Genomic DNA, 12019 nt, shown 5'->3' with positions numbered 1-12019 from the left:
CCGGTTGTCCGTCGCTCCCGCAACAGGACGACCATTCTACGCTGTCCGGCGGTGCGGAGAACCCGCGTTCACCACCCGCGTTCCCGCCACTGCTCCAGGTGCGGACGTTCAGTGCCGATCGTCGTGCCGTCCCCGTGGCCCGGGTGGACCAGGGTGTCGTCCGGCAGAGAGAAGCAGCGTCGGCTGACATCGGTGAGCAGCATGTCGAAATCCTCCGGTGACTCGGTCTTGCCGACACCGCCGGGGAACAGGCTGTCACCGGCGAAGAGGTGGTCGGGGCCGTCGTCCCGGGGGAGGATCACCCCCAGCCCGCCGGCGGTATGGCCGCGGAGCAGGATCAGACGCATACCCAGCGAGTTGAGCGAGGGGGAGGAGGTGATGAAGTCCTCGGGGGCGTCCCGGTCGGGGTCGTGTCCCCAGGAAGCGTCGACGTGGACCGGCAGATCCGGTGCGTCCTGGACCGAGGCATGGTGGCGTGCTCCGGTGGCGGCGAGAATCTCGGTCAGGGCCTGGACATGGTCCCAGTGCCGGTGGGTGGTCAGGACATCGGTGATCCGCACGCCGGCGTCGGCGGCCGTCGAGAGCAGATGGGGGGCCTCGTCCGCGGCATCGATGAGCAGCGCGTCGCCTCCGGAGCTGACCAGGTAGCAGTTGTTGCCCATCGGGCCTACTGTCGTCGTGGTGATTTGTGTGGGATCCATGGACCCCACCATAGCCGCGCCGCCGCCGTGACGGCGCGACATTTTTCGACTATCCGTTCGACTGCGCCGGGGCCTTCACGTACGATGGCGACGCAGTGACGAACTTCCATGAAGGAGAACCTGGTGGCTGAGATCCTCACCGTGCGGGGAGCGCGGGAACACAATCTGCAGGGCGTCGACATCGACCTGCCGCGTGAGCGGATGATTGTTTTTACCGGACTGTCCGGGTCGGGAAAGTCATCGCTGGCTTTCGACACCATCTTCGCCGAGGGACAGCGGCGGTACGTGGAGTCGCTGTCGTCCTACGCACGTCAGTTTCTCGGGCAGATGGACAAGCCCGACGTCGACCTCATCGAGGGACTGTCTCCGGCGGTGTCGATCGACCAGAAGTCGACGAACCGGAACCCACGGTCGACGGTCGGCACAATCACCGAGATCCACGACTACCTGCGCCTGCTTTTCGCGCGGACAGGCGTAGCCCACTGCCCGGAATGCGGGGAACGGATCCAGGCACAGACCCCCCAGCAGATCGTCGACCAGATCCTGGACATGGAGGAGGGTCTGAAGTTCCAGGTGCTCGCCCCGGTGGTGCGGACCAGGAAGGGCGAGTTCGTCGATCTCTTCGAGGACCTGGCGTCGGACGGGTACTCGCGGGTCCTGGTGGACGGGGAGACATACCGGTTGTCGGATCCGCCCACCCTGGAAAAGCAGGTCAAGCACGATATCGACGTGATCGTCGACCGCCTCCAGGTCAAGCCCTCCCAGAAACAACGGCTGACCGACTCGGTGGAGACCGCGCTACGGCTCGCCGACGGGCGTGTCGTCATCGACTTCGTCGGTCTCGACGACGCGGACGACAACCGTTACCGTCGTTTCTCTGAACACATGGCATGTCCCAACGGCCACCCCCTGGCCATCGACGAGCTGGAGCCACGGAGCTTCTCGTTCAACAGTCCCTACGGCGCGTGCCCGGTGTGTGACGGCCTCGGTACCCGGCTGGAGGTCGACGAGACGCTGATCATTCCCGACGACGACGCCCCGCTGCTGTCGGCGATCGCTCCCTGGGCGTCCAGCCCGAATCACAAGTACTTCGACAAGCTCCTCACCGCCCTCGCAGAGAACATCGGTGTCGATCCACGGACGCACTGGTCGGAACTCACGAAGAAGGAACGCAAGGCGGTCCTCCACGGACATCCCGAGGAGATCACCGTCCGGTACCGGAACCGCTACGGCCGGTCACGGCAGTACTCGGCCCCTTTCGAGGGCGTGATGCCTTACCTGCACCGCAAGATCGACCAGGCGGAGAGCGAACACCAGAAGGAACGCTTCCTCGGGTACATGCGGGAAGTCCCGTGCGCGACGTGCGACGGGACCCGCCTGCGTCCGGAGATCCGCATGGTCACCATCAGCTCGGAACTCGGTGAGAAGTCGATCGCCGACGTCTCCGACATGAGCATCGAGGACGCGAGCGGTTTCCTCGACCGGTTGAGCCTGTCGACCCGTGACGAGATGATCGCGGGGCGGGTGTTGAAGGAGATCCAGGCGCGTCTGACCTTCCTCCTCGACGTCGGACTCAACTACCTCAACCTGTCACGTGCGGCGGCGACCTTGTCCGGTGGCGAAGCCCAACGCATCCGGCTGGCGACGCAGATCGGCTCGGGCCTGGCCGGGGTTCTCTACGTTCTCGACGAGCCGTCGATCGGTCTGCACCAGCGGGACAACAAACGCTTGATCAGCACGCTCCAGCACCTCAGGGACATCGGGAACACCCTGATCGTCGTCGAACACGACGAAGAGACGATCCGGACCGCGGACTGGCTGGTCGACATCGGGCCGCGTGCCGGCGAGTACGGCGGCCGCATCGTCTACGAGGGTGAGCCCGGCGGCATCGTCGACGCCGACGAGTCCCTCACCGGTCAGTACCTGTCCGGCAGGCGCCTCCTCGCCGTTCCGGACACGCGCCGGACCGTTGACCGGGAGCGGTCCATCACGGTTCATGGTGCGACGGAGAACAATCTGCGGAATGTCACCGTCAGCTTCCCGCTGGGTGTCCTGACCTGCGTGACCGGGGTGTCCGGGTCCGGCAAGTCGAGTCTCGTCAACGGGATCCTGGCGCAGGTGCTGGCCAATGAACTGAACGGGGCGCGACAGGTGCCAGGGCACCACAGGAAGGTCACCGGCCTCGACCAACTCGACAAGCTCGTCCGCGTCGACCAGAGTCCGATCGGCCGGACTCCGCGGTCCAACCCGGCGACCTACACCGGCGTCTTCGACAAGATCCGGAATCTCTTCGCTGAAACCACTGAAGCGAAGGTCCGGGGCTACAAGGCCGGCCGTTTCAGTTTCAACGTCAAGGGTGGACGCTGTGAGGCCTGCCGTGGCGACGGCACATTGAAGATCGAGATGAACTTCCTGCCGGACGTCTACGTGCCCTGCGAAGTGTGCGACGGTGCCCGGTACAACCGTGAGACACTCGAAGTCCACTACAAGGGCAGGACGATCTCCGAGGTCCTGGACATGCCGATCAGTGAGGCCGCGGAGTTCTTCGCGCCGATCACCTCGATCGCCCGCTACCTGGACACCCTCGTCGACGTGGGGTTGGGCTACCTGCGGCTCGGGCAGGCGGCGACGACACTGTCCGGCGGCGAAGCCCAGCGGGTCAAGCTGGCCAGTGAACTGCAGAAGCGGTCGAACGGTCGAACCGTCTATATTCTGGACGAACCCACGACCGGCCTGCACTTCGAGGACATCCGGAAGCTGATGCTCGTCATCCAGGGACTCGTGGACAAGGGCAACACCGTCCTGGTGATCGAGCACAATCTCGACGTGATCAAGGCAGCTGACTGGGTGATCGACATGGGTCCCGAGGGGGGCGCCGGTGGCGGGATGGTCGTGGCGGAGGGGACTCCGGAAGACGTGGCGGCGGTGGAGTCGTCGCACACCGGGTCGTTCCTGCAGGATCTGCTCTGAACAGGTGATCAGAGGGAGTCGGACGACGGGCCGGGGGCCTTCCGTCCGCGCTCCCGCAGCAGTGCGGCGACGAGGAGAATCGCGCCGCAGATGATGAACGCCGCCACCTGGATCAGCCCGGCCAGGGCAGAGAGGTCGTAGAAGACGAGCTTCGCGGACGCCAGCAGCGCCAGCACGAGGCCTGCAGGCCCGTTGTCCCTGGCAAGCATGGTGACCCCGAGGCTCATCCACGAGACCGACATCACCAGGTGGCCCGCCATGAACGCACTGTCGGTGTCACTGACCGTGAGGAAGATCAGGGGGATGGCCGACGACACCACAACCAGGAGTACCGCGGCCAGCAGCAGTGTCAGTTCCCGGGCCGCGCCCAGTGCGCGGGACTGCCTGAGGACCATGACGCCCGGTGCCGCCGTCACGAGCAGTACCGGCCACATGATGGCGGGGTGGACGTCCGTCTCGATCCAGGCGGGAACGGCCCGGGGAAGCGCATAGGCGAGGGTGACGAGGAACACGCCCCACACCAGAATCGTCGGCAGCCGGTCGGAGACCACCACCAGAGTGGTGGCCAGTGCGACGAGAGCGACCATCCACCACAGGGACGACACGGCGAACGGGTCGCTCTGCCGGACCATCATCACCGCGGTCAGTCCGGCGACGCCGGTGCACAGCGCGGCAGTTAGACCGGGCGCGGGGGTCGCGTCTCCGGGGGTAGTGGCATCAGGGGGACCCGTCCGCAGCGGTATCCCGAGGAACACCGAGGCAGCGGTACTGCCGACCACCGGGGCGCCTGCGATGGCGAGGCAGGCGACCGAGGCTGCCGTGACGGACATCGGCCCGGCGGTGTCGGAGAGCAGGAGGAGTACCGGGACAAGCGAGGCCGGGATCCACCGGGTGGCCGCCGACAGGCCCGCCGACTGCCCCGGGGCCGACAACGCCAACCAGGTCATGAGGGCCACCCCGGTGAGCGCACAGACCGTCAGAGCCATGCGCTGCCCGTCGCCGTACAGGACCACGGATCCGAGGACGAGAACGGCGGCGGACGACCAGGAAACCGCCGTCCACTCCCTGTGCCAGGTGGCAGCGGCACCGATGAGTGCGACGACGACCAGTGACAGTGCCTCGAAGCGGTGGGTGGTGGACACCTGCAGGAGGTGGAGGACCGCGGGAGTGAGAAACCCGGTCCCGGCGATCAGGAGGATCACGGCCAGCACCTGGTGGGACCACGCCCAGGCGGTGAGCAACCCCGCGGCGGCGATGCCGGCCACCAGGACAACGCCGGGCATCGGTTCCATCCACCCGAGTCCGAAGACGAGAACCCACAGGTCAGTGAACATGCCGAGCACACCTACGCTGACTAGGGCCGGTGCCGTCGGCCCGGTGGGGTGTCGATGGTGAACCGCGAAGCCACCGGTGATCAGCAGCAGGCAGAGTACCGCCGCCGCCGAGACGGCGCTCGCCGGGCCGAGCCAGCCCCGGCTGAAGGCCTGCACCGCGAGGAAGACCAGACCGATGACGGTGATGACACCTCCGAGAGCGGATACACCGATGGTGACCTTGTCCTTGTCCTCGAGGTAGCGGGAGACGGGGCCGGAGACCACTGTGCCGGGATGACTGCGGGGCGCTCGTGGCAGACCTGCCGAGGGCGCCAGGGGCGGCGCGGGTGTGGAAGCAGACGGTGCCGGGGCGGACGGCCAGGCGTCCGGCCGTGCCGCGGACGGAGCCGGTGTCGGGTGTTGCTCCGGAGGCGGTGCAGGGACGGTACCGTAGAGTTTCGCGAGCAACTCCGAGGTGACGCGGACCGTGTCCCGGTGTGCGGCCTCTGAACGTTGCAGTGACAGCTCGAGCTGCCGTCGGAGTATGTCGATCTCATGCGGTGACCCCTCCGCCCCCGGATGTCGCATTCTGTTCATGTCCTAAAACTAGCAGGCGGGCGCGGCATTATCGGCAGCTTGTCAACGTCGGGGGCGTCTGTTAGTGTTCAGTCCACTACCGCCTGTCAACGATGTCAGGCTGCAAGTGGAGTCTCTCCCACCTGAAACCGCCGTCCGGCAGGGTTCGGGTCACTGGAACGGTCACCGGTCGCCACCGTCGTGGATGCACCGGTGCCGTCCGAGGTGCGGTGCATGTGCACCGTCCGGGGGATCACACTCGCAGTACGCGGTACACGTTTCTACCACTGCTACTGAGGAGTTCTCATCAGCGCACAAGCTCGCATTAACGACCGGATTCGAGTTCCCGAGGTCCGACTCGTCGGTCCGGGAGGCGAACAGGTCGGTATCGTCCGTATTGACGATGCACGCAAGCTGGCCTATGACGCAGACCTCGACCTCGTCGAGGTTGCACCGAACGCCAAGCCGCCCGTGTGCAAGATCATGGATTTCGGCAAGTTCAAGTACGAACAGGACCAGAAGGCTCGCGAGGCTCGCAAGAACCAGCAGCAGACCGTGGTCAAGGAGCAGAAGTTCCGTCCCAAGATCAGCGACAACGACTACGAGACGAAGAAGTCCAACGTGGTCCGGTTCCTGGACAAGGGATCCAAGGTCAAGGTCACCATCATGTTCCGCGGTCGCGAGCAGTCCCGCCCTGAGCTGGGCTTCCGGTTGCTCGAACGGTTGGCTGAGGACGTGCGTGAGTACGGCGTTGTTGAGACCCGGGCAAAGCAGGACGGTCGCAATATGACGATGGTGCTGGGACCTGTCCGCAAGGGCAAGAAGTAGTTCCCCGACCCCGGTCGGCACCTATCCACGAAGAAGTGAAGGATCCACGATGAAGCAGAAGACCCACAAGGGCACCGCCAAGCGCATCAAGGTCACCGGTTCCGGCAAGCTGCGCCGCGAGCAGGCCAACCGTCGCCACCTCCTGGAGGGGAAGCCCTCCAAGCGCACCCGTCGCCTCAAGGGCACCGAGGAAGTTGCACCGGCCGACGTCAAGCGCGTCAAGCGTCTGCTGGGCAAGGCCTGAGCGCCTTCTCCCGCCTCGACTCGTATCCCGTAATTCCAGGGAACACCGGGTAGTCCGGTAGTCCCAGAAGATCAAGAAGCTAGAAGATAAGGACGTCCCACCATGGCACGTGTCAAGCGCTCAGTGAACGCGAAGAAGAAGCGTCGCGAGATCCTCAACGAGGCCTCCGGCTACCGCGGCCAGCGCTCCCGCCTGTACCGCAAGGCCAAGGAGCAGGTCCTCCACTCCAAGACCTACGCCTTCCGCGACCGCCGCGCTCGCAAGGGTGAGTTCCGCAAGCTCTGGATCCAGCGCATCAACGCTGCAGCCCGGGCCAACGACATCACCTACAACCGCCTGATCCAGGGGCTGCGCCTGGCGGAGATCGAGGTCGACCGCAAGAACCTCGCCGAGATCGCCGTCTCGGACCCGCAGGCCTTCACCGCTCTGGTCGAGGCAGCGAAGGCAGCCCTCCCGGAGGACGTCAACGCACCGCTGTCCAACTAGGGACGCACCGCCTGCCGCGATCCTGCTGCGAGATCACCGCGCCACCCCCCCGTGTACGCCACGGGGAGTGGCGCGGTTCGTCGTCTCTGTCGCCCCGGGGCCGAGGGGCGGGGTAGGCGAGGTGTCGCTCCGCGCTAGAATCATGGACCATGACTGAACCGTCGCCCACAGGCACCGCACACCCTCTCGCCGCCGACTGGCGCACCTGGATGGGGGACGAACCCTTCACCGAGCGCACGCCGCGCATCGTGAACGCGGCCAAACTCCACCGTGCCGCAGCGAGGAAGAAGGCCGGCCGGTTCCTCGCGGAAGGGTCCAATGCGGTCTCTGCTGCGTTGCGGAACGGGGACGTCGTCGAGGTGTACCTCACTGAACAGGGGCTGGAGGCGGTCGGTACGGAGCTCGACCACCTGACCGGCGGGGACGACCGCGGCGTCCGGGTCCACCTCATCACCGACCGGGCGGCTACTGCACTGTCGGAGTCGGTGACACCGACAGGCATCTTCGCCCTGTGCCGACACCAGCTCGTCGACCTGGCAGACGCCGTAGGTGGGACCTTCGTGGCCGTTGCCGTGGAGACCTCCGAACCGGGCAATGCCGGGGCCCTGGTGCGTGTGGCGGACGCGACGGGCGCCAGCGGTGTGGTCTTCGCCGGCGCGACCGTCGATCCGCAGGGGGGTAAGGCGGTGCGGTCCTCCGCGGGTTCGCTGTTCCACCTCCCCGTCGCCCGACACACCGGTGTCGCGGAGGTGATCGACGTACTGCACGACCGGGGGTTCACCGTCCTGGCGACCGCGGGTGACGGTGACATCTCGCTCGACGACGCGTCGGTGTCCCCGGACGGCACGCCGCTGCTCGGGCAGAAGATCGCGTGGCTGTTCGGTAACGAGGCGCACGGGCTCGGTGACTGGCAGGACCTGGCGGACGTGCGGGTCTCGATTCCCATGGGGGGGAAGGCGGAGAGCCTGAACCTCGTCACCGCTGCAGCCATCTGCCTCTACGAGACCGCGCGCGTGGCCAGGACCGTGTGAGCCGTCACTGAGACCGTGTCCCCGACCACCCGTGGCGCGCGGCTGATTGGTATCATCTTGAGTCGACTCCAAAAGGGGATCGACCGGGACGAGAACGAGCGCGAGGTGCGGTAGGTGGCTGACGACATCGACATGAGTGAGGCCGGGCTGGAAGGTGCGGCGGACGCCGCCGAACAGGCGTTCGCCGCTGCCGACGACCTGGACGCGTTGGCCGAACTGCGCCGTGCACATCTCGGAGATGACGCACCTGTCCCGGCTGCCCGCCGGAACCTCGGGTCGTTGCCGAAGGAACAGCGGAAGGACGCCGGCCGTCTGGTCAACCAGGCGCGGGGGCGCATCGAGAAGGCCTATGCGGCGACCAAGGTGGCCCTCGAGGAGAAGCGAAACGCCCAGGTTCTCGCGGCCGAGCGCATCGACGTCACCGCGCCGACCACCCGAGGTCAGCGCGGTGCCCAGCATCCGATCACGATCCTGTCGGAGCAGATCGCCGACATCTTCGTCGGCATGGGCTGGGAGATCGCCGACGGTCCTGAGGTGGAGGCGGAGTACTTCAACTTCGACGCCCTGAACTTCCTGCCTGATCATCCGGCCCGCACGCTGCAGGACACCTTCCACATCGCACCGGAGGGGTCCGGTCAGGTTCTGCGGACACACACCTCGCCCGTTCAGGTCCGCACGATGCTCGACCGCGACGTACCGGTCTACATCGCCTGTCCGGGGCGGGTCTTCCGCACGGACGAACTGGACGCCACCCACACCCCGGTATTCCACCAGGTCGAAGGGCTGGCCGTCGACAAAGGGCTGACGATGGCACACCTCAAGGGCACGTTGGACCACCTCGCCCGCACCCTGTTCGGCGAGGATGCGGTCACCCGTATCCGACCCAACTTCTTCCCGTTCACCGAGCCGTCCGCAGAGGTGGACGTCTGGTTCCCCGACAAGAAGGGGGGCGCCGGGTGGATCGAGTGGGGCGGCTGCGGCATGGTCAACCCCAACGTCCTGACCGCCGTCGGTGTGGACGCGGAGGTCTACTCCGGTTTCGCCTTCGGCATGGGAATCGAGAGAACGTTGCAGTTCCGCAACGGCCTGCCTGACATGCGCGACATGGTGGAGGGCGACGTCCGTTTCACGGAGCCCTTCGGAATCCGCGGCTGACCCCGGTGCACCACCACCGGCCTGACCATCCCTGACACAACCTAGAGGAACCGAGCACCCGTCAATGCTGATCTCACAGTCCTGGCTCACCCGCCTTCTCCAGACCTCCACCGCGCCGTTCTCGGTCTCCGCCGAGGAACTGGACGCAGGCTTCGTCCGCGTCGGCTTCGAGACCGAAGGTTACGGGCACATCGAGCCGACGACCGGTCCGCTGGTGTTCGGGCGCGTCGAGCACATCGAGGAGCTCGAGGGTTTCAAGAAGCCGATCCGCTACTGTGACGTCAACGTCGCCGGCGCCAACGGGTCCGGAGAACTGCAGCACATCATCTGCGGTGCCAGGAACTTCCGGGAAGGCGACATCGTCATCGTCTCCCTGCCCGGTGCGGTACTGCCCGGCGGTTTCGAGATCAGCGCACGTGAAACCTACGGCAGGACGTCCGAGGGCATGATGTGTTCCGCGGCCGAGCTTGGCCTGGCGAAGGTGCAGACCGCCGGAATCATCGCTCTGCGGGGTGCTGAAACGGACGATCCGCGCATCGTCGTCGGCGAGGACGCACGCGAGTTCCTGGGTCTCGACGACACCGTCTTCGACGTGAACATCACGCCCGACCGGGGGTACGCCCTCTCCGCCCGCGGGTTGGCACGTGAACTCGCCAGCTCGTTCTCGTTGACCTTCCGGGACCCCGCCGACGATCCGGCGGCGGCAGCGCTTCCGACAGACCTGCTCGCCGGGCTGCCGCACGAGACCGACCGCGGTGACCTCCCGGAGATCACCGTCGATGAGTCGACGAAGTGTGCCCGTTTCGGGATCCGCAAGGTGTCCGGGATCGCCACGGACGCGGAGTCACCGTACTGGCTGCAGCGGGAACTGCTGCTCTGCGGTCAGCGTCCCGTCAACCCCGCCACCGACGTCACCAACTACATCATGTTCCTGCTGGGGCAGCCGATGCATGCCTTCGACGCCGACCGCATCGACGGGAACCTCCACATCCACCTCGCGACCGAGGGGGAGACGCTCACCACGCTCGACGGTGTCGAGCGCACGCTGTCCGGTGAGGACGTGGTGATCTCCGACCAGAACGGCATCCAGTCCCTGGCAGGTGTCATGGGGGGGTCGACCTCCGAGATCTCCGACTCGACCACCAGTGTCTACTTCGAGGCGGCCTTCTTCGACCAGATCACCGTGGCACGGACCTCCAGGCGGCACCGCCTGTCCTCGGAGTCCTCGCGCCGGTTCGAGCGGGGGACCGACCCGGCCGTGATCGAGGCGGCCCTCGACTTCGCCGTCGCCCTGTTGACGAGGATCGCCGGCGGGCAGGTCGAGGCCGGGGTGAGCCTCGTCGGCTCCGTCCCCGGCATGCCGGTGATCGACATGCACACCTCACGTCCGGGGAAGACCGCGGGCATGATCTACCCGACCGGCACGACGGTGGCGCGCCTGACCGAGGTCGGGTGCGCTGTGCGGGAGACCGGTGAGCGGGACTCCAACGGTGCCAAGGCGATCGAGGTGACCCCGCCCACCTGGCGCCCGGACCTCACCATGCCCGCTGACCTCGTCGAAGAGGTGCTGCGGCTCGAAGGCCTCGACAAGATCCCGTCGATCGTCCCCACCGCGCCGGCCGGACGTGGACTCTCCCGGCGCCAGCGCATGCGCCGCTCGGTCGGCCACGCCCTGGCGTGGGGCGGTTACGTCGAGATCCTTCCGAGCCCCTTCGTCCCGAACGACGTCTTCGATGTCTGGGGGTTGGACGCCGACGACCCGAGGCGGGCTGCGGTGCGGGTGCTCAATCCGCTCGAGAACGACGTCGCCACGATCGGGACGAGCCTGCTGCCGTCCATGATGGAGTCGTTGCGGCGCAACGTCTCCCGTGGCCAGCATGACGTCGCGCTCTACGGCGTGGAGCAGGTGACCAGTCCGACTTCCGGGTCCGGCAGGTCACCGATGCCGTCGGTGTCGGTGCGTCCGTCCGACGAGGACGTGGCGGCCCTGTTGTCCTCACTGCCGGAGCAGCCGCTGAACGTCGCCGTGATCGCCGCCGGCGACAGGGTCCTGCCGGGAACCTGGGGCGACGCCGTTCCGTTCGAGACGTCGGACGCGATCGAGGCGGCACGCACGGTGGCCCGTGCAGCCGGAGTCGAGATCACCCTGCGCAATGCGGAGTACCTGCCGTGGCATCCGGGACGGTGCGCCGAGATACTCGTCGCCGGCGGCACAGGCGGCGCAGATGCCACCGATGCCGTTGTCGTGGGGCACGCCGGTGAACTGCACCCCCAGGTCTGCGAACGCGCGGGGCTGCCCCGGCGGACGGTGGCGCTCGAGATGAACCTCGACGCACTTCCACTGGTCGAGACATTCCCGAAGCCCGTGATCTCCCCGTTCCCCGCCGTCAACCAGGACGTCGCCGTGGTCGTCGACGAGACGACGCCGGTCGCCGCGGTCGAGGAGGCACTGGCGTCGGGTGCCGGCGAGCTGCTGGAGCACATCCGCCTGTTCGACGTCTACCGTGCCGAGGCGCTCGGGGACTCGCAGAAGTCGCTGACCTTCACCCTGCGGTTCCGTGCCACGGACCGGACCCTCACCGAGGACGAAGCCTCCGCCGCCCGCGAGGCGGCCGTGACCGCTGCCGCGGAGAAGGTCGGCGCGACGCTGCGCGGCTGACAATGGTCCGCCTGCATAAAAATCAGATCAATGCATAACTTGCGCCCGACTGTGAT

The 12019-nt window shown here is 66.8% G+C and carries 9 protein-coding genes; 7 read left to right on the top strand and 2 right to left on the bottom strand.

Annotated features, from left to right (window positions below; all coding sequences use genetic code 11):
- Positions 1 to 68: 68 nt before the first annotated feature.
- The gene (locus PQI66_RS03455) at positions 69 to 701 is read right to left on the bottom strand and encodes an MBL fold metallo-hydrolase (RefSeq protein WP_339996063.1); all 633 of its coding nucleotides are present in this window, start codon (positions 699 to 701) and stop codon (positions 69 to 71) included.
- A 123-nt stretch (positions 702 to 824) separates the two neighbouring features.
- On the opposite strand from PQI66_RS03455, the gene uvrA reads away from it, so the two are divergent.
- The gene (uvrA, locus tag PQI66_RS03450) at positions 825 to 3671 is read left to right on the top strand and encodes an excinuclease ABC subunit UvrA (RefSeq protein WP_339996062.1); all 2847 of its coding nucleotides are present in this window, start codon (positions 825 to 827) and stop codon (positions 3669 to 3671) included.
- An 8-nt stretch (positions 3672 to 3679) separates the two neighbouring features.
- Here uvrA and PQI66_RS03445 read toward each other — a convergent pair whose 3' ends face one another.
- The gene (locus PQI66_RS03445; RefSeq protein ID WP_339996060.1) at positions 3680 to 5581 is read right to left on the bottom strand and encodes a hypothetical protein; all 1902 of its coding nucleotides are present in this window, start codon (positions 5579 to 5581) and stop codon (positions 3680 to 3682) included.
- A gap of 285 nt (positions 5582 to 5866) precedes the next feature.
- Here PQI66_RS03445 and infC point away from each other — a divergent pair, with 285 nt between their 5' ends.
- From infC to pheT, 6 genes are all read left to right on the top strand, one after another.
- Positions 5867 to 6388, top strand: coding sequence for a translation initiation factor IF-3 (gene infC, locus PQI66_RS03440; protein WP_339996791.1), 522 nt, complete (start codon positions 5867 to 5869; stop codon positions 6386 to 6388).
- A 49-nt stretch (positions 6389 to 6437) separates the two neighbouring features.
- A complete protein-coding gene (rpmI, locus tag PQI66_RS03435) occupies positions 6438 to 6632 on the top strand; it encodes a 50S ribosomal protein L35 (RefSeq protein ID WP_339996058.1) in 195 nt (64 codons plus the stop codon).
- 102 nt (positions 6633 to 6734) lie between these two features.
- Positions 6735 to 7118 (top strand): 50S ribosomal protein L20, encoded by a 384-nt coding sequence (rplT, locus tag PQI66_RS03430; protein ID WP_339996057.1) that lies wholly within the window; start codon positions 6735 to 6737, stop codon positions 7116 to 7118.
- A gap of 149 nt (positions 7119 to 7267) precedes the next feature.
- A complete protein-coding gene (locus PQI66_RS03425; RefSeq protein WP_445227990.1) occupies positions 7268 to 8149 on the top strand; it encodes a TrmH family RNA methyltransferase in 882 nt (293 codons plus the stop codon).
- 132 nt (positions 8150 to 8281) lie between these two features.
- Entirely contained in the window at positions 8282 to 9304 is a 1023-nt protein-coding gene (gene pheS, locus PQI66_RS03420) for a phenylalanine--tRNA ligase subunit alpha (RefSeq protein WP_339996788.1), read from the top strand.
- Between the two features lie 64 nt (positions 9305 to 9368).
- Positions 9369 to 11963, top strand: a complete 2595-nt coding sequence (pheT, locus tag PQI66_RS03415; RefSeq protein ID WP_339996055.1) for a phenylalanine--tRNA ligase subunit beta — start codon at positions 9369 to 9371, stop codon at positions 11961 to 11963.
- Positions 11964 to 12019 lie beyond the last annotated feature (56 nt).

Origin of the sequence: Corynebacterium sp. USCH3 (genome assembly GCF_037619475.1) — a bacterium.
Lineage (GTDB): Bacteria > Actinomycetota > Actinomycetes > Mycobacteriales > Mycobacteriaceae > Corynebacterium.
The sequence above is the reverse complement of the archived record's forward strand: the minus strand, read 5'-3'. Positions and strand labels throughout refer to the sequence as shown.

Bases quoted from the DNA above. Each gene is read 5' to 3' on its own strand.
- PQI66_RS03455 (WP_339996063.1), bottom strand. From the start codon at position 701: ATGGATCCCACACAAATCACCACGACGACAGTAGGCCCGATGGGCAAC.
- PQI66_RS03445 (WP_339996060.1), bottom strand. From the start codon at position 5,581: ATGAACAGAATGCGACATCCGGGGGCGGAGGGGTCACCGCATGAGATC.
- rpmI (WP_339996058.1), top strand. From the start codon at position 6,438: ATGAAGCAGAAGACCCACAAGGGCACCGCCAAGCGCATCAAGGTCACC.
- rplT (WP_339996057.1), top strand. From the start codon at position 6,735: ATGGCACGTGTCAAGCGCTCAGTGAACGCGAAGAAGAAGCGTCGCGAG.
- PQI66_RS03425 (WP_445227990.1), top strand. From the start codon at position 7,268: ATGACTGAACCGTCGCCCACAGGCACCGCACACCCTCTCGCCGCCGAC.
- pheS (WP_339996788.1), top strand. From the start codon at position 8,282: ATGAGTGAGGCCGGGCTGGAAGGTGCGGCGGACGCCGCCGAACAGGCG.
- pheT (WP_339996055.1), top strand. From the start codon at position 9,369: ATGCTGATCTCACAGTCCTGGCTCACCCGCCTTCTCCAGACCTCCACC.